Source organism: Cohnella baijiui (assembly GCF_020731285.1).
Taxonomy (GTDB): Bacteria; Bacillota; Bacilli; order Paenibacillales; family Paenibacillaceae; genus Cohnella.
In genome coordinates, this window is sequence record NZ_JAJFOW010000023.1 from 1 (window position 1) to 20,810 (window position 20,810).

At 57.8% G+C, this 20,810-nt stretch carries 16 protein-coding genes; 10 read left to right on the forward strand and 6 right to left on the reverse strand.

Annotation, left to right across the window (positions count from 1 at the left end):
• Positions 1-353: 353 nt before the first annotated feature.
• From LKX83_RS19420 to LKX83_RS19435, 4 genes are all read left to right on the forward strand, one after another.
• Entirely contained in the window at positions 354-1,466 is a 1,113-nt protein-coding gene (locus LKX83_RS19420; protein WP_227883998.1) for a sugar ABC transporter substrate-binding protein, read from the forward strand.
• Between the two features lie 94 nt (positions 1,467-1,560).
• Complete coding sequence (locus LKX83_RS19425; RefSeq protein WP_227884000.1) at positions 1,561-3,081, forward strand: sugar ABC transporter ATP-binding protein; 1,521 nt, start codon at positions 1,561-1,563, stop codon at positions 3,079-3,081.
• An 11-nt stretch (positions 3,082-3,092) separates the two neighbouring features.
• Positions 3,093-4,268 carry a sugar ABC transporter permease gene (locus tag LKX83_RS19430; RefSeq protein ID WP_227884002.1) on the forward strand — a complete coding sequence of 392 codons (1,176 nt, stop codon included), beginning with the start codon at positions 3,093-3,095 and terminating at the stop codon, positions 4,266-4,268.
• Between the two features lie 320 nt (positions 4,269-4,588).
• Positions 4,589-5,836, forward strand: coding sequence for a DNA glycosylase AlkZ-like family protein (locus tag LKX83_RS19435; RefSeq protein ID WP_227884003.1), 1,248 nt, complete (start codon positions 4,589-4,591; stop codon positions 5,834-5,836).
• 31 nt (positions 5,837-5,867) lie between these two features.
• On the opposite strand, the gene LKX83_RS19440 is transcribed toward LKX83_RS19435, so the two are convergent.
• Complete coding sequence (locus LKX83_RS19440; RefSeq protein WP_227884004.1) at positions 5,868-6,227, reverse strand: GIY-YIG nuclease family protein; 360 nt, start codon at positions 6,225-6,227, stop codon at positions 5,868-5,870.
• A 262-nt stretch (positions 6,228-6,489) separates the two neighbouring features.
• Between LKX83_RS19440 and LKX83_RS19445 the strand changes: the two genes are divergently transcribed.
• The 6 genes from LKX83_RS19445 to LKX83_RS19470 all read left to right on the forward strand — a co-directional run bounded on the left by LKX83_RS19445 (position 6,490) and on the right by LKX83_RS19470 (position 14,995).
• Complete coding sequence (locus LKX83_RS19445; protein WP_227884006.1) at positions 6,490-8,160, forward strand: extracellular solute-binding protein; 1,671 nt, start codon at positions 6,490-6,492, stop codon at positions 8,158-8,160.
• Positions 8,161-8,291: 131 nt separating this feature from the next.
• Positions 8,292-9,149, forward strand: a complete 858-nt coding sequence (locus tag LKX83_RS19450) for an ABC transporter permease (protein ID WP_255654699.1) — start codon at positions 8,292-8,294, stop codon at positions 9,147-9,149.
• A 50-nt stretch (positions 9,150-9,199) separates the two neighbouring features.
• Positions 9,200-10,084: a carbohydrate ABC transporter permease gene (locus LKX83_RS19455; protein WP_227884010.1), complete on the forward strand. Its 885-nt coding sequence runs from the start codon at positions 9,200-9,202 to the stop codon at positions 10,082-10,084.
• A gap of 31 nt (positions 10,085-10,115) precedes the next feature.
• On the forward strand, positions 10,116-11,870 hold the full coding sequence (locus LKX83_RS19460; RefSeq protein WP_227884011.1) for a histidine kinase: 1,755 nt from the start codon (positions 10,116-10,118) through the stop codon (positions 11,868-11,870).
• A gap of 11 nt (positions 11,871-11,881) precedes the next feature.
• On the forward strand, positions 11,882-13,591 hold the full coding sequence (locus LKX83_RS19465) for a response regulator (RefSeq protein ID WP_227884013.1): 1,710 nt from the start codon (positions 11,882-11,884) through the stop codon (positions 13,589-13,591).
• 99 nt (positions 13,592-13,690) lie between these two features.
• A complete protein-coding gene (locus LKX83_RS19470; protein WP_227884015.1) occupies positions 13,691-14,995 on the forward strand; it encodes a Gfo/Idh/MocA family protein in 1,305 nt (434 codons plus the stop codon).
• A gap of 221 nt (positions 14,996-15,216) precedes the next feature.
• Here the strand turns inward: LKX83_RS19470 and LKX83_RS19475 are convergent, their stop codons facing one another.
• From LKX83_RS19475 to LKX83_RS19495, 5 genes are all read right to left on the reverse strand, one after another.
• Entirely contained in the window at positions 15,217-16,356 is a 1,140-nt protein-coding gene (locus LKX83_RS19475) for a GNAT family N-acetyltransferase (RefSeq protein ID WP_227884020.1), read from the reverse strand.
• Entirely contained in the window at positions 16,353-17,630 is a 1,278-nt protein-coding gene (locus tag LKX83_RS19480) for a Gfo/Idh/MocA family protein (protein ID WP_227884022.1), read from the reverse strand. Before LKX83_RS19480 ends, LKX83_RS19475 begins: the two co-directional genes overlap by 4 nt.
• Before the next feature lie 30 nt (positions 17,631-17,660).
• Positions 17,661-18,485 (reverse strand): carbohydrate ABC transporter permease, encoded by an 825-nt coding sequence (locus LKX83_RS19485; protein ID WP_227884024.1) that lies wholly within the window; start codon positions 18,483-18,485, stop codon positions 17,661-17,663.
• A 10-nt stretch (positions 18,486-18,495) separates the two neighbouring features.
• Positions 18,496-19,362, reverse strand: a complete 867-nt coding sequence (locus LKX83_RS19490; RefSeq protein WP_227884025.1) for a carbohydrate ABC transporter permease — start codon at positions 19,360-19,362, stop codon at positions 18,496-18,498.
• A 66-nt stretch (positions 19,363-19,428) separates the two neighbouring features.
• A complete protein-coding gene (locus LKX83_RS19495) occupies positions 19,429-20,754 on the reverse strand; it encodes an ABC transporter substrate-binding protein (protein WP_227884028.1) in 1,326 nt (441 codons plus the stop codon).
• Between the last annotated feature and the right edge of the window lie 56 nt (positions 20,755-20,810).

The window sequence follows — 20,810 nt, forward strand, 5'->3', positions numbered from 1 at the left end:
GAGAAATGGCGGTGCAGGGATCATCTCCCCAAACACCGCCATTCCTTCGTTTTCACACGTTTAGGGATGGAGGGGAGCTGTCTGTCGCGTGAACAGACTCCCATTTGAGACTCCCTCTTACACATTTCTAATAAACAACATTAGTCTCTTTAGAGATTCTCTTATGCTTTTTTCAGTGCTAATTGGATCGAGCGAAATAATATATTTCCCGGTTACGGGGTGAACTCGTTCGTGTTAAAAAAGTATAGGCAGTTATAAAAGAGTGCTATCGATAAGCGCTTTCATGCGGTTCATGCGGTGCTATAGTTGGTCATGTCACGAATCCAGACAGGACTGAAAGGGGCCGTATATCCATGAAAAGAGGCTTCAAATCGATCGCGCTCTTGCTCGTTATCGCGCTGTTCGCGGCGCTCGTCGCCGCCTGCGGCGGCAAAAACGGGGGGAGCGGCGGCAAAGTCAGCGTAGGCATCGTGCTGCCGACCAAGGACGAAGAAAGATGGCTGCAGGACGAACAGCGGTTCAAGGACGCGCTCTCCGACACCAAGTATTCGACCGAGATCTTGTTCAGCCAAGGCTCCTCCGCCAAGGAAAAGGAAAACGTCGAGACGCTGATCAATAAAGGCATCAAAGTTCTCATCATCTGTCCGTTCGACGGCGCGGCGGCAGGCGCTGCCGTGGAAGCCGCCAAAAAAGAAGGCATCCAAGTCATCGCCTACGACCGTCTGATCACGAATACGGATGCGGTCGACTACTACGTCACGTTCGACAGCAAAACCGTGGGCGCCAAGCAAGCCCAGTACCTCGTCGATCACGCCAAAGGCTCCGGCCAGCCCCTCTACCTCTACGCCGGCGCAGCCACCGACAACAACGCGTTCATTTTCTTCGAAGGCGCGTGGGAAGTGCTGCAGCCGAAAATCGCGGACGGCACGTTCAAGATCGCCAACTCCAGCGAAGCTACCGCTCTGAAGGATTCCAAGAGCCTCACGCGCGACCAGATCAGCAAGATCATCGGCCAGGTGACGACGAACTGGGACGCGAACGAAGCCAAAAACAAAGCCCAAACGCACCTGACCGCCGCCTCGGCCGATATGAAGGGCGACGTGGCCATCCTCGCGCCGAACGACGGCACCTCCCGCTCGATCGCCGACGTCTTCGCCTCCGACAAAGCGATCACCAGCTACGTCATTACCGGCCAAGACGCCGACAAAGCCTCCATCCAGTACATTATCGACGGCAAACAATCGATGACGGTGTTCAAGGACGTCCGCACGCTCGTCAAAGACGCCATCGGCATGGCGGTCGAGCTCCTCGACGGCAAGACGCCCGAGACGACCGGCTCGTACAACAACGGCAAGAAAGACGTCAAAGCCAAGCAAACCGACGTCATCGTCGTCGAGAAGAGCAACGTCAAGCAGGAGCTCGTCGATTCGAAGTATTACAAAGAAAGCGACTTTACGGGACTCTGATCGCTGCGCCCATATCGATGAACGGGATAGTGATAGACTCGTCTATCACTATTCCGCCATTGTCAGAAGTTTGTCCGGCTAAGGAGTGCATACGATGAGCGACTATCTGTTAGAAATGCATCATATCACCAAAGCGTTTCCGGGCGTCAAGGCGCTCACGGACGTCAGCTTCAAGGTGGCGCGCGGCGAGATCCATTGCCTCATCGGCGAGAACGGAGCGGGCAAGTCGACGCTGATGAAGGTGCTGAGCGGCGTTTACCCGCACGGCACGTACATGGGCGACATCGTCTTCGATGGCGCCGTGCAGTCGTTCGGGAAGATCGGCGACAGCGTCCGGGCCGGCATCGCGATCATCTATCAGGAGCTGGCGCTGTTCCCGGATCTGACCGTGTACGAGAACATCTTCGCGGGCAACGAGGTTCGGCGGGGGGCGGTCGTGGACTGGAACCGGACGATCGTCGAGGCGAAGCGCATGCTGCGGAAGGTGAAGCTGAACGTCCATCCCGACGCGCTGGTCAAAGATCTCGGGGTGGGCAAGCAGCAGCTCGTGGAGATCGCGAAGGCGCTGAGCAAGGACGTGAAGCTGCTCATTCTCGACGAACCGACGGCGGCGCTGAACGAGAACGACAGCGAAAATTTGCTGGCGCTGCTCCGCGAGCTCAAGGAGCAGGGCATCACCTGCATCATGATCTCGCACAAGCTGAAGGAAGTCATCTCCATCGCGGACAAGGCGACCGTACTGCGCGACGGACGGACGATCTGCACGCTCGACGCGGCCAAAGGCGAGATCGTCGAGAGCGTCATCATCAAGCACATGGTCGGCCGCGAGATCGAGGATATTTATCCGAAGCGGGCAAACAAGACGTTCGGCGAGCCGATCCTGGAGGTCCGGGATTGGTCCGCGTACGATGCGCAATCGGGCCGGCATGTCGCGAAGAACGTCAATTTGCAGGTCAGAAAAGGCGAGATCGTCGGCATCGCCGGCCTGATGGGCTCCGGGCGGACGGAGCTGGCGCTCAGCCTGTTCGGCACTCCCCGTTCTTACAGGCTGCGGGGCGAGATGAGGTTGAACGGCGCGCCAGTCGCCTTCAAGCATACGAGCGACGCGATCGGGGCGGGAATCGCCTATGTGACCGAAGACCGCAAAGGCGACGGCCTCTTCCTGATCCAGGACATCAAGAGCAACGTGACCGCCGCCAACTTGCGGGGCATCTCCGCGCGCGGGGTCATCAACGACAACGAGGAGGTCAAGGTCGCCAACGCCTACAAAGACTCCTTGTACGTCAAGGCGCCGTCCGTGGAGCAAATCGTCGGCAACTTGAGCGGCGGCAACCAGCAAAAGGTGTCTCTCGGCAAATGGCTGTTCGTAGGACCCAAGCTGCTGATCCTCGACGAGCCGACGCGCGGCATCGACGTAGGCGCCAAGTTCGAGATCTATACGATCATGAACCAGCTGATCGCCCAAGGCATGAGCATCATCATGATCTCCTCGGAGCTCGGCGAGGTGCTCGGGATGAGCGACCGCGTGTACGTTATGGCGGAAGGGCGCATCAAGGGCGAACTGCAGGCCGTCGAGGCCGATCAGGAAAAAATCATGCAGCTTGCGACGCAATAGGAGGCACACCGATGAATTTTTTCAAGGAAGCGAAATCGCTGGTTAAAGTCAACATCCGCGAATACGGCATGTACATCGCGCTGTTCGTCATCATGCTGACGTTCTCGATCCTGACGGACGGCCTGTTCATGTCTTCCCGCAACATCAGCAATCTGCTCGACGCGACGGGCTATACAGCCGTGCTGGCCGTCGGCATGACGCTCGTCATCGTCATCCGCCATATCGACTTGTCGGTCGGCTTCGCGGCCGGCTTCATGGGCGCGATCGCCGCCATCCTGCTCACGCAGGGCGGCGTGCCGGTCTACCTGACCATTCCGATCATCCTCGTGCTGGGCGTGGTTGCCGGCATGTTCAACGGCGTGCTGGTCGCCTCCATCGGCATTCCTTCGTTCGTCGCCTCGCTCGCAGGCATGCTGATCTTCCGAGGGGCGCTGCTGCGGGTGACGGAGAAGACGGGGACGATCAATATCAAGGACGAGCACTTCAACGCAATCGGCAACGGCTTCATTCCTTCGTTAGCCGACGTGGGAGGCCTGAACCTATCCTCGCTCATCCTGGGCGTCGTCGTCATCGCGCTGTACATTTACTTTGAAGTTTCCAAGCGCCGCAACAAGCTCAATTATCAGTTCGAAGTCGTCTCCGGCCGCATCTTTGCGCTGAAGCTCGTCTTCGTGTCCGTCATCGTAGCCTACATCACCTGGATCATCGCCGGCTACAACGGCTTTTCCTGGACGGTCATCATCATGCTGGCGGTCGTCATCGTCTATCACTTCCTGACGACCAAGACGGTGCTCGGCCGGCATATTTACGCCGTCGGCAGCAACCCGGAAGCCGCGCACCTGAGCGGGATCAACGTCAAGAAGATTACGTACTTCGTCTTCGGCTCCATGGGCATGCTGGCGGCGCTGTCGGGCATTCTGTTCACCGCCCGCCTCCAATCGGCGACGACGACAGCCGGAACGCTGTTCGAACTGGACGCGATCGCGGCGGCGTATGTCGGCGGCGTCTCCTCGGCGGGCGGCGTGGGCAAGGTCACGGGCTCCATCATCGGCGCCATCGTCATGGCCTCGCTCACGAGCGGGATGAATCTGTTGGGCGTCGGGATTTCCTACCAATACATGATCCGCGGCGGCGTTCTCGCGGCGGCGGTCATATTCGACGTCCTGACGCGCAAGAAGAGAGGTTAACCCGCCATAGGCGACTTGTAGATAGTAGATTGATTTTCCGGCTCGACCTGAATTCGGTGCTTGACCAACGGGTTAGCCTTGAACGAGCCCCCATTTTTGACCAAATAGCGTCGCTCACAACCGATAGGATTTTCGCCCCGCCATGGTCAAACGACAAGCCGCTCCCGCCTCTTCCCGCACAACTCGCGCGGGGGAGGAGGGGGCGGCTTGTATGCATCCAAAGTTCGGAACGACGCCTATAAAAATGCTATATTAGGATCAGAAAAACCGGATGCTGCTTTTGACCCCGGTTCATGATGAACGTCATTCGGAGGTGCCCGATGAAACCGATCCAAACGACGAAACGAGCGTTACGGCGCTTTTTGTTAGAAACGCAGCTGCTGCTGCCCTCTCGCGAGGAACGAGCAAGCTCCGCGGCGGAGCTGCGCGAACGCGTGATGGATGTGATCCGGCAGTTGGAATGCGTACAGATCGACCCGGTGTCCGCCGTGCGTCCGAATCAGCATTTGGCGCTGGCGGCCCGAATTCCCGGGTACGAACCGGGGATTTTGAACGAACTATTGCGAGAACATCGGGTTTTTGAGTATTTGGCGAATGCGGCATGTATGATTCCGATCGAGCAATACCCGATTTTCGAGCCGGTCCGCCAGCGTCTGCGCGAGCGGACGCAAGCTCATCTCGACCAATTGGGGTCCGTCGCCGAGCAAGTGCTGCAACGATTGGAAAGCGAAGGGCCTCTATCCGCCAAATCGTTCGAATCGGATCAAAGGGTGCACGGGTATTGGGACAACGTCAGCGCGAAAACCAAAGCGACTTCCCATGCATTGAACTTATTAACGGACGCCGCGCTCATCCGGATCGTCGGCAGGCAAGGGAACCAACGGCTGTTCGACGTGACCCGCCGCAGCGTTCCGGCCGGGCTGTTGGCATCCGCCGAGCGGATCGGGACGCCCGAAGCGCTGGACGCGATGATGCGGCATTACTTTCGCGCGTTCAGGGTATTCGAGCCTAGCGATCCCCGCCTCGGATGGCAGCGTCTCGCCGCCCGGGAACGGCGCGAAGCGATCGAGCGCCGGGTGGCATCCGGCGAAGTCGCGCCCGTCCAAGTCGAGGGGCTCAAATCCCTTTATTACATCTTGTCTTCGGATCTGGAGCGGTTCTCCGTCCATCACGACGAGGACCTGGCGCGGGTCGGCCGGCCCGACGAGGAGGGACCGGTTCGTTTCCTTCCGCCGCTGGACAATTTATTGTGGAGCCGAAAAAGATTGGAGGATCTATTCGACTTCACGTATCGATGGGAGATTTACACGCCTGCGGTCAAGCGCAAGTACGGCTATTACGCGATGCCGATCTTGGCCGGCGACCGCCTCGTCGGCCGAATGGATCCGCGGCTCGACAGCAAGAAAAGACACTTGACGGTGCAATTGCTGCAATTCGATCGGGCCACCGACTTGACGGACCGCCTTCATAAAAATGTGCTTAGCGAACTGGATTCGTTTGCCCGCATGCATGGGGCGGACACCTTTTCGGTCGAGCAATACGCTTTCGGCCAAGAGGACGACGGGTAGCAGAGGATCGGCCAACCGATCCTCTTCGTCATTAATTCGCCGGCGGTCGGTTGTACCCGCGATCCCCGTACGGCTGCAGCTTCTCCAGCCACGGCTTCAGCATCATTTTCAGCTCCCAGCGCACGTCCGTCACGTCGGCCGAATCCTTCTGCTCCAGCACCTCATATTTGAACGCGTCCGCCCCCTGCGTTTTCCAGTCCTGCTGCAGCCCGGCATTCGCAAACCTCCCCATATCCAATTGCGCTTGGATCGTCGTCCATTTGTTTTTGAGATTCGGATAGCTATCGAGAAAGATTTTGCCGTTATGCCGATTGGTGATTTGAATGACGCCCATGAACGTCTTGATCTCTTTGTACGCTTCGATCAGGTCCTTGCGTCTTTGCTTGTCCATGCGGTCTCGCTCCTCCTCTTCGTGCCGCCGAGATGCACCCTTTATAAATTACTCATTTACTAAATTACTGATGATGATACCGACTTGCAGATCCGATGTCAATGGCGGTACGGAACGGGAAGTCCGATCCCGGACCGTCAACAGGTGTATATCGAATGTAAAAGCTTGTATATGGCTGGCTTTGAATCCGCTTTATATACTGGAGAAGTGATAGGAAGCCCGCGCGCAGCCTCCTGCATCAAACCGTATATGGAGGGGTTCCATGAGTAGGAAAGTCAAAGGCGTTCTGGCCGCAGCTTTGATCGCCGGCCTCGTCGCAGCTACCGCTTGCAGCAAGACGGACAACGGCGTTTCGCCTTCCGCCGCTTCGAAGGGTTCAGAACCATCCGCATCGTCTTCTGCATCGCCGGGCACGGATACGAGCCAGGTGCTCGAAATTTCGACCGTGCGGGCCAGCGATCCGTATCTGAAGTTCGATCCGGGCGAATCGTTCGACAAAAACGCGGTATACGACGCATACGAGAAAGACGTGGGCGTCAAAATCACGAACAAATGGATCGCCGACATCAGCCAGTTCCCGGAAAAGCTCAAGATGGCGATCGCCTCCAACGACCTCCCGGACTTTTTTCCGGTCGACGCCTCCCAGCTTCAACAGCTGATCGAAGCGGACATGATCATGGATCTGACCGACGTCTACGACAAAAACGCGAACGAATACACGAAAAAGTTTATGACGATGGACGGCGGCCTTCAGATGAAGACGGCGACGTTCGACGGCAAGCTGATGGCGATCCCGCAGACGGGCAACCCGTACGGCTCTCAATTTCTCTGGGTGCGCAAGGACTGGCTTCAAAAGCTGAACCTGCCGGAGCCCAAAACGATGCAGGACGTCCTGACGATCGCAGAAGCGTTCAAGACCAAGGATCCCGGCGGCACCGGCAAGTCGTACGGTCTCGTCATGAACAAAAACCTGTACGACGGCGCGACCGGCGTTACCGGGTTCATGAACGGCTATCACGCCTATGCGGACATCTGGATCGACGACGGCACCGGCAAGCTGGCATACGGGGATATCCAGCCCCAGATGAAGCAGGCGCTTCAGGCGCTGCAAGACCTGTTCAAGAAAGGACTCATCGACCCGGAATTCGCGGTCAAAGATACGAACAAAGCGTCGGAGCTGCTGTACGGCGACAAGGCCGGCCTCGTCTACGGCGCGGAGTGGTCCCCCGCCCAGCTCGTCAACGGCGCGGTTAAGGACGGCAAAGTCGTGCAGGACTGGGCCGTGTACCCGCTGCCTTCGGCGGACGGCGAACCGGCCAAGTCGCAAATCGGCATCGGCGTAGGCACCTATTACGTCGTCTCCAAGCATGCCAAGCATCCCGAAGCCGTCATCCGGCTGCTGAACCAGTTCATCGAAGCGGACAACAACCAGACGGAGGAAAACAAAGTCTACGAGTTCGGCAAAGACCGCGTAGAGAAATCCAGCAACTACTGGCTGCTCAATCCGCTCACCGCTTACAACCAAACGAGCACGAACGGCGACGTTCTGCCCGGCGCGATCGCGAACCGCGATCCGAGCGGACTGAAGACGAAGGACCAGAAGACGCGGTACGGCCGCGCGATGAAGTACGTGGACGGAGACGTCAGCATGTGGTGGGAATATTTGATCTCCGGCCCGAACGGCGCCGTCTCCCTGTACCCGGACATCAAGAAAAACAACCTGTTCATGCAGAACAAGTTTTACGGGGCGCCGACGCCGACGATGGTCGAGAAAAACGCGATCCTGCTCAAGAAGCGGGACGAGGTGTTTATCAAGATCATCATGAACCAGGCGCCGGTCGACGAGTTCGACAAATTCGTCTCCGACTGGAAGAAGCTCGGGGGAGACCAGATCACGCAGGAAGTGAACGACTGGTACGCCAAGGTGAAATAAGGGTCGGTCGCGGACCGGAGAGGGCCGCCAGTCCGGCTCCGGTCCGTCCGCTCCCTTTAGAAAAGCGGGGCAGGTGATGCGAAGTGAACGCCATCGGCAGATGGTGGCGCCGGGAGTGGCCGCTGCATGCAATGCTCATCCCGGGTCTTGCCGCCATCCTTCTTTTCAGCTATATCCCGATGGCCGGCGTCGCGATGGCCTTCGAGAAGTTCATTCCGACCAAGGGACTGTTCGGATCTCCGTTCGTCGGGCTGAAAAACTTTCGATTCCTGATCGACTATCCGGATATCGGGCGTATTTTCTTCAATACGATCTATATCGCCTCCATGAAGATCGTAGCGGGGCTGCTCGTCCCCATTACGATCGCGATTCTGCTGAACGAGCTCGGAAGGGCATGGATGAAGCGAACGTTCCAGACGCTCGTTTACTTGCCGCATTTTCTCTCTTGGGTGCTGCTGAGCGGCATCCTGATCGACGTGCTGTCCCCGTCCACGGGGATTGTCAACCAGATCCTCGGGGCGGTCGGCATGAAGCCGGTTTTCTTCCTCGGCGATAATCGCTGGTTCCCTTATGTCATGGTCGTTTCGGACGTCTGGAAGGAGTTCGGCTTCGGGACGATCGTCTATCTGGCGGCGCTGACGGGCATCAATCCTACGCTGTACGAGGCGGCGGAGATCGACGGCGCTGGGAGGTGGAAGCAGACGCTCCACATCACGCTGCCCGGCATGATGCCGATCATCGTGCTCATGCTGACGCTGAACATCGGCAACGTGCTGAACGCCGGCTTCGACCAGATTTTCAACCTGTACAATCCCCAAGTGTACGAGAGCGCGGACATCATCGACACGTTCGTCTACCGGGTCGGGGTGGAGCAGACGCAGTTCGGCTTCGCGACGGCCGTCGGGCTGCTCAAGTCGATCGTGTCGTTTCTCTTGATTTCGACTTCTTATTTCCTGGCCTACCGCTTCGCGAATTACCGCATTTTCTAACGGACGGCGGACCGGCGGAAGCGTTCAAGCCCACGCGAGGAGGAGACATTTTGCGCTACAAACTGTCCATCGGCCGCAGGCTTTTCCTGGGCGGCAACGTCGTCTTCCTGACGGCGGTGTCGCTCGGCTGCCTCATGCCGCTCGTTCATATATGGGCCCTGTCGCTCAGTTCCGGCGCGGCGGCTTCGGCGGGCGAAGTCGTGCTCTGGCCGGTGAACTTCACCACGGCCGCCTACGAGAACGTCTTCGGCAAGCCGGAATATTTGCGCGCCTTCGGCATTTCGGTTCAACGCGTCGTTCTGGGCACCGCCATCAGCATGCTGCTGACGATCGTGACGGCTTACCCTCTCGCCAAGGACCAGCGCCAGTTTCGGATGAGGACGGTCTACGTCTGGATCTTCGTCCTGACGATCTTGTTCAACGGCGGCCTCATCCCCTGGTATTTGACGCTCAAGACGCTCGGCCTGATCGACACGATCTGGGCGCTGGTGCTGCCGGGCGCGCTGCAGGTGTTCAACGTGATCCTGCTCCTGAACTTTTACCGCAATCTGCCCAAGGAGCTCGAGGAGTCCGCGCGGATCGACGGCGCCGGCCACCTCGCCACGCTGTGGAAGATCTATGCGCCGCTCTCGCTGCCCGCGCTGGCGACGACAGGGCTGTTCACGATGGTCGGCCATTGGAACAGCTGGTTCGACGGCATGCTGCTCATGAATCATCCCGACAAATACCCGCTGCAGACGTTCCTGCAGACGATCGTCATCAATCTCGACTTCCGGTTCATCAAGGCGGAGGACGCCGAGCTGATCGTCAAGCTGTCGGACCGGACCAGCAAGGCGGCGCAGATCTTCGTGGCCGCCTTTCCCGTCCTCGTCGTCTATCCGTTTTTGCAGCGGTTTTTCATTAAAGGAATCGTGATGGGGAGTGTCAAAGAATAACCGTCAACCATTTACAGGCGGGTGAAGACAGATGACGCGTTTTTTCCGGTTGAGGGATTATTCGATCGTACAGAAAATTATGGCCGCCTTTTTGGCGGTCCTCTTGCCATTGATGGCGATTACGTGGCTGATCAACGAAAAGGGCTCGGACAGCATTCGGACCGAAATCTCGCAGTCGGTCCTGAACTCGACGCGCTACTACCTGGATGCGCTGGACCAGGAAGCGGACCGGATCGTTCGGTATTTGCCGAAGTACGTGACGGACGACGACCTGCTGGAGCTTTCCGCGGCGGGCAACGACTTGTCCTACTACGAGCGGGCGCAGAGCATCCTGAACATCCAGAAGCGGCTCGCCTTGATGAAGGATTCGAGCCCGTTCATCGAGAAGGCGAAGGCGTACATCCCCCTCTTGGACCGGACGGTGACGAGCGTGGGATACGAGACCTCCATCGACCGGGAAGAGTACCTCGCGATCCAGCCGAACCGCAGGCGGTACGAGGAGCCCTTCATCTCCTGGCACGGCCGGCTGTTCATCGGCATGCAGTATCCGGCAAACTCCCAACGGCCTCCGCTGTTCGCCGTCTCCGCGGAGCTGTCGACCGTCAAGCTTCGGCAGTCGCTGGCCCAGATCGGCGCCTCGCTCGGCGGCAAGAGCGCGATGGTGAATCTCGACCGCGAATGGCATATCCAGAGCGACGACGACCCGGCGTACCTGGAAACGGTCGCCGCCTTTGCCCGGGAACGGCAGGCCGCGGGGCAAAAGGAAGGATACGCGACGCTGCGCTACGGCGGGCAGCGGTACCTGGCCGTCTACAAGTATTCGCCGCTTTGGAATGCGTACACGGTGAGCAGCGTCCCCGAGGCGAACGTCCTCGGTCCGATCCAGAAATACCGGGTTTGGTTCTGGTGGGCCTGCGCGCTGGCCGTCGCCGTCGTGCTGTTTTTCTCCTACTCGCTGTTCCGCCTCATCTATCGACCGCTGATGCGGCTCGTCCACTCGTTCCGGCGGGTCCAGCAAAACCGCTTCGATCCGATTCCGATCGATCGGGGGCGCGACGAGTTCGGGTACTTGTACGAAGCGTTCAACGATACGGTCCATTCGCTCAAGACGCTGATCCGGGACAACTACGAGCAGCAGATCCGCAGCCAGCGTTCCGAGCTCAAGCGGCTGCAATCGCAGATCAACCCGCATTTTCTCTACAATTGCTTTTTCGTTCTTCTGCGGCTGATCAAGTCGGACCGGCACAAAGAAACGGCTTATCGATTTTGCCTGTACATCGGCGAGTACTTCCACTTCATCACCCGCAACGACGCGGACGACATCCCTCTCGAGACGGAGGTGGAGCACTCGCGCACCTACGTGGAGATGCAGAAGATCTGCTACGGCGAGCGGATCGAGGCGAGCTTCGACGTGGAGGCGCCGGACATCGTCGTTCCTCGGCTCGTGCTGCAGCCGATCATCGAGAACGCCTACAAGCATGCGCTCGGCAACATGCCGGGCAAGGGGGCGCTGCGGGTGCGCGGCGAGCGGCACGAAGGAGGCTGGGCTTGCTGCGTCGAGGACAACGGCGACGCGATCACGGACGAAGCCATCGAGCAGATGAATCGCAAGCTCCGGGTGACCGGGCAACCGCTGGAGGAGACGACGGGCCTCGTCAACGTGCATCGCCGGCTTCAGCTCCGATACGGTCCCGGCTTCGGCATCTCGATGATGCGTTCGGAGCTCGGCGGGCTCAAGGTGCGAATCCTATTCGGCCATTCGACGGCGAACGAACAGACTGCCTGAGGAGGCGTGCTATGTACACCATGCTGATCGTAGACGATCTGCCGATCATCGTAGATGGTCTGACGGAGCTGTTCGAGGCGCAGAACCATCTGCAGCTCGAGCTTTTGAAAGCGTATTCCGGGGAGGAGGCGCTGGCGGTGCTAGGGCAGACGCGCGTAGATATCGTCGTGTCCGACATTCAGATGCCGGGACTGCAGGGCATCGAGCTGCTGCGGGAGATTCGGGCGCAATGGCCCGCTTGCAAGGTCATTTTCCTGACCGGTCACAACGATTTTCACTACGTGCAGAGCGCCGTGAAGTACGGCGGCTTCGAATATATTCTGAAGATCGAGAGCGACGAGAAGATCGTCGGCTCCGTCGAGCGGGCGATCGAACGGTTTGAGGAAGAACGCGTCCAGCAGCAGCTGATCCGGAGGGCGAACGAGCGGATGCGCCGGGCGATGCCTTCGCTGCAAAAGGAATATGCGACCGGGATTCTGCAAGGGCATTCGATCTCGGAAGACGGGCTGCAGCGGCATTTTCGGGAGCTCGACCTGCCATTGCGCGCGGATCGGCCCGTTCTGCTGCTGCTGGGGCGGATCGACGCCTGGACGGAGACGACGACGCCTCCGGACAAGGCGCTGTTCCTCTACGCCGTGCAAAATATCGCGGAGGAGGTTCTCGCCCCGCTCGTGCGATGTTATTCCTTCGTCTACGAGCAGACCAAGCTTGTGTGGTTCTTGCAGCCGGAAGGGGAGGGTGAAGACTCCTGCGAACGTCTCTGGCGGCAATCGCAAACGTACGCCAGCTGCATGCTGGAGACGATCCAACAGACGTGCAAAGAGCTGCTGAAGCTGCCGGTCTCCTTTGCCATGGGGAGCGAGCCGGTCGACTGGAGCGGCGTGTCCGGCCGTTTCCATGCGCTCAAACTCCGATTCGCCTACGGGATGGGGCTGTCCGGCGAGATCATCCTGATCGATGCCGACGAACGGCGCGCCGCGGAGGGAGACGAGGCGGGCGGACCGCGCGGCGACGACATTCTCCATCACCGCGTTCAGTTGATCGGCAAATGCCTCGAGAACGGCCGCCGCGAGGAGTTTTGCCAGCAGTATCTGGCGTTGTCGGAACTATGGGCGGAGGACCAGCCGTCGTTCGAGCGCAAGATCGAGCTGTTCCATGCGCTCTCGGCGATCTTCCTCGCCTATATCAACAAGAGTCCGGCGCTTCGGGAGCATTTGGTCGCCGTACACGACCTGACGCCGCTCATCCGCTTCAGCGAGCCGGATCTGTGGATCTCGCTGCGGGATTATTTCCTGCAGACGGCGATCTGCATATTCGACTGGAACGCCGCCCGGGGCGCCGAGCTTCCCGCCGAGATCGTGCAGCAGGCGCACCGGTTTATCGAGGCGCATGTCGCGAAGGACATCTCGCTGAACGCGATCGCCGATCACGTCGGACTGAATCCGTCTTACTTTTCGAGACTGTACAAACAGATGACCGGGATCGGCCTGTCGGACTACATCAACGAATACCGGAACATCAAAGCGAAGGAGATGCTGGCAGGCGGCTCGCCGAAGGTCGGCGACGTCGCCGTCGCGCTGGGGTACGGTTCGGCGCTGGCGTTTATCCGGTTCTTTAAAAAGCAAAACGGACTGACGCCGCAGGAGTATCGGACGCGTCGCTTGCAGCCGCAACCGGCGAGGCCGGGGGAAAACGAGGAGTTCCGCGACAAACGAAAGTAAACAGATGTATACGGAATGTAAGCAACGATCTCTATCGATCGTCCGGCGGCGTCCGTACAATCGGGAGTGACACCGAACGAAAGATGGGAGAGAGCGAGATTGAAGCCAATAACAGCGGTGCTGCTCGGCGCCGGCAGCAGAGGAAGATACATTTACGGGCCTTACGCGGAGAAATATCCGAACGATCTGCGTATCGTCGCCGTGGCGGAGCCGGACGAGATGCGGCGGAGACAGTTCGCCGAGAAGCACGGCATCGGCGAGGACAACGCCTTTGCCTCGTGGGAGCGGGTATTCGAGCAGGGACGCATCGCCGACGCGATGATCGTGAGCACGCTGGACCGGATGCATTACGCGCCGACGATGAAGGCGCTCGCGCTCGGCTACCACGTGCTGCTCGAGAAGCCGATGTCGCCGGATCCGACCGAGTGCGTCCGGCTGTCACAGGCGTCGTCGGCGGGCGGCCGGCTGCTCGTCGTCAGCCATGTGCTGCGGTACTCGCCGTTTTGGGCCGGGATCAAGCGAACGATCGAGGCGGGCGAGATCGGGAAGATCGCGGGGATCCAACTGACCGAAAACGTCGGCTACCGGCATATGACCCACAGCTACGTCAGGGGCAATTGGCGCAAGAGCGCGGAGACGAGTCCGATGATCCTGGCCAAGTCGTGCCACGACCTCGACATCCTTTCCTGGCTGATGGACGAGCCTTGCATCAGCGTGAGCTCGTTCGGCTCCCTGCTGCATTTCCGGGCGGAGCACGCGCCGGAAGGCGCGACGGACCGCTGCATCGACGGCTGCGCGGTCGAGCGGGACTGCCCGTTTTCGGCGCTGAGGCTGTACCGGCAGCCGCCGGATCATCCCTGGGCCCGGTACATCACCGGCGACCTGAGCCCGGAAGGGATCGACAAGGCGCTGCGCGAAGGATCTTTCGGCCGCTGCGTATACCGATGCGACAACGACGTGGTCGATCATCAGGTCGTGAGCCTGAGCTTCGCCAGCGGCGCGAGCGCGACCTTTACGATGTCGGGCTTCACCGAGGGCGGCTCGCGGCGGGTGCAGATCATGGGTACGCGCGGGGAGATCACCGGGGATATGGAGGAAGGGACGTTCACGCTGTACCGGTTCTCGACCGGCGAGCGGGTCGAAGTCCGGTGCGGCGTCGCCGGAGACGGTCACGGCGGCGGCGACGAGGTGATGGTCGGGGCGTTCGTGAAGCATGTGCGCGAGTTCGAGCGAAGCGCTGCCGCCGGCCTGACCTCGGCGAGCGCGTCCCTGCAGAGCCACTTGATGGCTTTCGCGGCGGAGCGTTCGCGGCTGAACGGCGGGCAGGCGGTGCGAATCCCGGAGATGATCGAAGCTTTGGAGGCCGGCGGGCAGCCGGACGCGGACGGGGAGTTACCGAAGTAACGAATCAAAGAGACATTTATCGGCCATGACAAAGACGTCTTCGGACGTATATAAGGCAGCGACAAGTTCCTGGACATTACCGATTTAAACGAGCTGCCGACAAAGCTGATCAGAATCATTGCAACAAAATAGAGCACCGCAGCAGTGCTCTATCATTTATCCGAAGTTAGGGGAGAGGCATGATCCGGAGAAACCCTCGGACGTTTGTCCGGGCGCCCTGATTAAACGAAGTTTAAACTGTCCGTATAGGGGAACGGGAGCGGGAACCATTTGGCCGCAGCTTGGCTCCATTCCGCGGACAGCGGCAGATCGGGCTGGGGGTCGAATAGAAGCGACACGAAAGCCTCGCGGCTGAGTTCGACGTCATGAAGAGTGGGCAGCGATATGATCGCTCTCCCGTTTTCGCCGTTCTTCACGCTCAAATGCCGGCCGGCGATCGGATCGATCTCCTCGAAGTAGGGCTTCAACTGCACAAATAAAGTTTCCGCATCGAACACATATACCGTTCCTTGATTCCGTCTTTTTTCCATGGGAACATCGCGCAAGGCTTGGAGCAATTCCTTTTCATACCCTTCCGCCGTAAGCGTCAGCTGTTCCAGACCGGCGCCAAGCATGACGTTGGACGCGATTTGAAGAAACGCCCCGATCTCGCCGGCCCATTCTACGATGACAGGAGAAGCTCCTTGCGACGAGGGTCCGGGCAACGCCACGACGGCGAAAGCGGCGGGATTGCCGTTTCTGTTGGCGACATAGACGCGCTGGGTCATTTTCCGGCTGCTGATATTCGCTTCCGTACGGATCAGCGCAGAGAAATCCCATAGGCTCATTTCGTAAGCGAACCGGCGTGCGGAAGCCAGACGATGGAGAAGCGGCGTATCCCGGTGAATCGCTTCGGTTACTTGAATATCCGAGAGACGATTCCTCCATGATTCGGCAAAAGCGCGATCGAGCGCGAAACGGTAAACTTCCCCGAATTTCAAACATCCGGACCGGGCGTACAGCGGGCCGTCACCCGAGACGAGCAGCAGGGAGGCGCCGGCTGTACGTCCGTATGCCTGGATTTCGTCCAGCACCCGGCTTGAGTAGCCGCGATTGCGGGCCTCCTCCATGCAATATACCGATCCGAGGGAAAAGACGGTTAAGCTGGCGCTCCCTATACGTACATTGGCAGGGACAAGGCCCATGAACGCGAGGAGCTTGGAGTTCTCGAACAAGCCATGCGAATGCGAAACGGCTTCCGAGAAAATAAACGGAAACGCCGTTCCCATCGAGGACATCCCCGGAGCGCGAAAAATGGCATCGGCCGCATCGATTGCGGATTTCATCTCTTCTTGCCGGACGAGTCGAATTTCGACGGTCATCGCGTATCCCTCCCTAACAGCGTCAATTCGTTGGTATACCGGTTCATGTCGATGACTTGGTGCGTAAGCCGAGACTGCTCTGCCGCGAAGGCCATGAGGTGACTTTGGACGGAAGCCTGGGCGGATGTTCTTCTTTCGCCGCTGCCGTCGCTTATCGAGCTGATGAAATTCGCGATCGTAAGCGAATCTCCGCCGCCATGGCCGATATGCCCTTCAATTCCTTCAAGCGTGATGAGTTCCTTCTCGCTTCTTCCGAAGCGGATGATTTCAATCTCGTTCTTATCCATCGCTCCGCGAATTTCGCCCCGCGTCCCCATCAATTTGATCGTGCGGTGGTTCTCGTTCGTAAAAGCGCTCATGGTGAACGCAGCCGTCACTTCGTTGGCGAACTCGAGATTGACCACTTGATGATCCACTACGTCATTGTCGCAATGGTAGACGCAGCGTCCGTACGGCCCGGTCATCAGGGCTGCGGCTCTCGCTTCGTAGCTCATGTCGTTGGAGATAACGGACGTCGGCCAATCGGTGTTGTTCGTCAAATAAGTGTTCGGCGCATAATACAGACACGTGTTCTGCGCCGGACAACCGTCCAGGCAGCGAAGCGGCGCGCCTTCCGGCGCATTGTCGGAACGGAAATGGGAAAGCGAACCGAAGGAAGACACCCGGACGCAGTCTGATCCGGCAAGCCACAGCAAAATGTCCATGTCGTGGCAGGATTTGGCCAGAATCATCGGGCTGGACTCGTCGCTTCGGCGCCAATTGCCGCGGACATAGCTGTGCGCTTGGTGCCAGTATGCGACATTTTCGTTATGCTGGATGCTCATAAGTCGGCCGATTGTTCCTTCTGCCAGCAGCTTTTTCAATGTCGCGAAAAAAGGAGAGTACCGGAGCACGTGGCAAATATCGAAATGCGTGCCGATTTCTGCCGCTTTCGCTCCCATTAGCAAGCATTCCAGCGGATCGGTCGACATCGGTTTTTCCAGCAGGACGTGATATCCGGCTTCCAGCGCTTGGATGGTCGGCTCATAATGCATCCTGTCCTGCAGACAGATCAGGATGGCGTCCGCTGTCTTCGGCGCAGCCAACATATCGCGCCAGTCTGCGAATGTATTGCCGTCTTCGATACTGTGCAAATCGCGAAATTCCCGCCTGCGGGCCGGGTCGGCTTCGGCCACCGCCACGACTTTCGCTTCCTGAGGATGGGTCAACGCGTACTTGGTGTAGACATGGCCTCTCTGCCCGGCGCCGATCAGCGCGATTTTCACTGGATTCATGGGGCTCACTCCGATTTCTTTAGGGATGGGTCATCCTTTGACTGCACCGGCGGTCAGACTTTCCACGACTTTTTCCTGCGAGAAGACAAAGATGGCGATAGGAGGCAAGATCGTCAGTATAACCGCCGCGAACAAAGCCGGGTAATTGTTCGAAAACGTGCCTAAATAGTAGCTGAGGGCAATCGGAACCGTTCTCGCCTGGTCGCCGCTCGTCAGAACGAGCGCGAAGAAAAACTCGTTCCACGTGCTGAGAAATTGCAGAATGGCCGCCGTAACCAATCCCGGCAAAGACAGAGGAACGATTATTTTAAGAAACGTTGTCAGGAAGCCGGCGCCGTCTATGCTAGCCGCTTCTTCCAGTGACCTGGGAATGCTCAAATAGTAGCTTCGCAGAATGAAGAAAGAAACGGGAATGCCGAATGCCGCATAAATCAGAATTAAGCCGGTTTTTGTATCGAGAAGATGGAATGATCTAAGCAGCGTAAAGATCGGAACGGCCAAAGATTGGGAAGGTAGCAGCATGACCGAGGCGATCGCGGCCACGAGCAGCTTCTTCGTCCGAAAATCGAACCGCGCCAAAATGTAGGCGAAAGCGGCCACGACCAGAATGTTCAGCAAGGTGTTCGCCGTACATACGATTAGACTGTTCATAAAGTATTTTCCGATCGGGACCAGTCGGAAAGCATCCGTGTAATTGGCGAATCCGAAGCTGCGCGGGAGCGAGAAAGCCGACGAGTAAATTTCGCTGCGCGTCTTGAAAGAGCCGACCAGCACCCATAAAATAGGCCCCAACGAAATGAGTGCGATGACGATCAGCACTGCATAATGGAAAACCGGAGCCGGGCTGCGGTTCATTGTGTCGCTCCTATTCATTGGAATCACCCAACTTGAACGCCCTCCCGATCAAAAAAACCAATATCAGACCTACGAGAATTTGGACAACGCTGATCGCGTTAGCGAGTCCGTAGTTGTTGTCGAGCGTCGCGGTATTATACAAAAACACAGAAAGATTTAGCGTCGACGATCCTGGACCGCCTCTGGTCGTGACGTAGATCGTGTCAAACTGGGTGATCATGCCGACGGCCGCCAGAATCACGCAGGTGCCTAAAATGTTGCGCAGCAGAGGGAGCAGAATGTGCAGATCGATCTGAAATCGGGTGGCTCCGTCGATTTTCGCGGCTTCGAGCAAAGCATCGGAAATGGTTCCAAGTTCGGCCATGATAATGATCGTGCTGATGGCGGAGTAGAACAACCAAGTCAGCGTCAATGCCCAAAAAGCATAGGAGCTGTTGCCGAACGGGTTGATTGCAGGACTATGGGGGCCCGCAAGATGCTGCAGCGGCTTAATGATGCCTAGCTCCGGATTAAGCAGCAAATAGAACATGATGCCCGTCGCGACGGTCGGAATGATGCTGGGAATCATATAGACGGCCCGGAAAAATTTCCAGCCGAACGGTTTCCGGAAGAGCAGCAGAGCCACGATGCAGCCGACGGATACCCCGACGGTGCATTGCATGAGCACCCATAACAATGTATTTCGAAAGGCCTGCCAAAAGCTGCGGTCATGAAGCAGCTCTCTGTAGTTCCCCAATCCGGACAGTATCGGCGGAGAGAATGTCGTGTAATCGGCGAAAGAAGTCCAGGTTACGTTGACGAGCGGAATGCCGATGAAGACGATAAACATAAGCAAACAGGGGGTGACGAACAACAGGACCCATAACCTCTTCGCCACAATCATACCTCCATTCGGAAGAAGAGCGCATGGAGCGACAGCCCGATACGCTCTTGCTTGTCTGGATCACTTATTTTTTTGCGCGACTTCTTCGAGTTGCTTGGCGAGCTCCTCCGGCGTAATCTTGTCGAAGGCCAATTCCGGCAACTGTCGGCTCAAGGTATCCAGCGTATTCTGATACCAGTTGGCCTGGTTTTCTCCGAATAGATACTTGGCTTTGGTCGACAATTCCAGCATTCGGCCGACGATGGGATTCTCCTTGTTGAAGTCGTCCGGGACGACCGCTTGGGGAGAGACGGGGATGATTCCGGTCATCTTCAAAGACGTAATCTGGTTGTCGAGTGTAGTCTCGTATTTCAAGAAATTGACGGCGGCGTCTATTTTGTTTTTGTCTCCGGAGGCTACCATGTCGCCGGTTCCCGGCACGCTGACCATCCCGTCTTTCGGGAAGAGCATAACGCCGATCTGATCCGGCAGACCCGGGGTGGCCTTCTCCTTGTTGCTGAAATCCGGCACCATCCACGGACCGTTGGCGATCATGGCAACTTCGCCCATCAAGAAGTGGGCGGCCATCGGATCGTATTTGCCGCCGACGGCGTCTTTCGTCGTGTACTGGGTAAGCATCGTTTTCAAGTTTTTTAAAGCGTCTACAACCTCGGGGGTGTTGAAGTTCATAGGTTTCATCGTGTTCATAAATTGATTGCCCGCTTCGTTCGCGGTGCCGATCATGGCGCCGAGAAACATCGAGGACAGCCAAGCGAAGTCATTCGTGTCCAGCGATATCGGCGTAATGCCGGCCGCCTTGAGCTTTTCGCATGCGGCGAAAAATTCGTCCCAGGACGCGAAGGAGGTTTCCGGCGGCTCGATGCCCGCTTTTTTGAACAGCGCTTTGTTGAAGTAGATCATGGCGATTTCCTTCTGGTTAGGCACGGCATAGATTTTGCCGTTGATGCTGTTTCGTTCCAGCGCATCGGGATCGAACGAAGATTTCCATGCCGGATCGGCATCGAAGTAGGGCGTAAGATCCGCGATTTTGCCCGATTTGACGGCCAAATCAAGGATGTAGTTCCCGGTGGTCAGAACGATATCAGGAAGATCGCCTGTGGCGAACAGAACTTTGATTTTTTGCGCATAGGCATCCGTTGTCGGAATTTCCTGCAAATTGAATTTGACACCTTTGCCCAAATCGGAGTTTGGGAATTCATCGAACAGTTTTTTGAAGAAGGGAGCGGCGTAATCTTCGCCGACATGATAGTTCAGCACGTTCAAAGTAACTTGTTTTCCGCCCCCGGCGTTGCCGGAGCTTGTCTGGATGTTGCTTTTGCTTGAACAGCCGGCGATTAGCAAAGCGCAGATGACAGAAATAATGACGTACTTTGAAATGTTTTTCAAAGCATCCATTCCTCCTTTGATTTGTTTCGCTTAATCAGTATAATGAAGCGTGCAGA

Bases quoted from the DNA above. Each gene is read 5' to 3' on its own strand.
- LKX83_RS19450 (WP_255654699.1), top strand. From the start codon at position 8,292: ATGCTCATCCCGGGTCTTGCCGCCATCCTTCTTTTCAGCTATATCCCG.
- LKX83_RS19445 (WP_227884006.1), top strand. From the start codon at position 6,490: ATGAGTAGGAAAGTCAAAGGCGTTCTGGCCGCAGCTTTGATCGCCGGC.
- LKX83_RS19425 (WP_227884000.1), top strand. From the start codon at position 1,561: ATGAGCGACTATCTGTTAGAAATGCATCATATCACCAAAGCGTTTCCG.
- LKX83_RS19480 (WP_227884022.1), bottom strand. From the start codon at position 17,630: ATGAATCCAGTGAAAATCGCGCTGATCGGCGCCGGGCAGAGAGGCCAT.
- LKX83_RS19465 (WP_227884013.1), top strand. From the start codon at position 11,882: ATGTACACCATGCTGATCGTAGACGATCTGCCGATCATCGTAGATGGT.
- LKX83_RS19420 (WP_227883998.1), top strand. From the start codon at position 354: ATGAAAAGAGGCTTCAAATCGATCGCGCTCTTGCTCGTTATCGCGCTG.
- LKX83_RS19485 (WP_227884024.1), bottom strand. From the start codon at position 18,485: ATGAACCGCAGCCCGGCTCCGGTTTTCCATTATGCAGTGCTGATCGTC.
- LKX83_RS19440 (WP_227884004.1), bottom strand. From the start codon at position 6,227: ATGGACAAGCAAAGACGCAAGGACCTGATCGAAGCGTACAAAGAGATC.
- LKX83_RS19475 (WP_227884020.1), bottom strand. From the start codon at position 16,356: ATGACCGTCGAAATTCGACTCGTCCGGCAAGAAGAGATGAAATCCGCA.
- LKX83_RS19435 (WP_227884003.1), top strand. From the start codon at position 4,589: ATGAAACCGATCCAAACGACGAAACGAGCGTTACGGCGCTTTTTGTTA.
- LKX83_RS19430 (WP_227884002.1), top strand. From the start codon at position 3,093: ATGAATTTTTTCAAGGAAGCGAAATCGCTGGTTAAAGTCAACATCCGC.
- LKX83_RS19460 (WP_227884011.1), top strand. From the start codon at position 10,116: ATGACGCGTTTTTTCCGGTTGAGGGATTATTCGATCGTACAGAAAATT.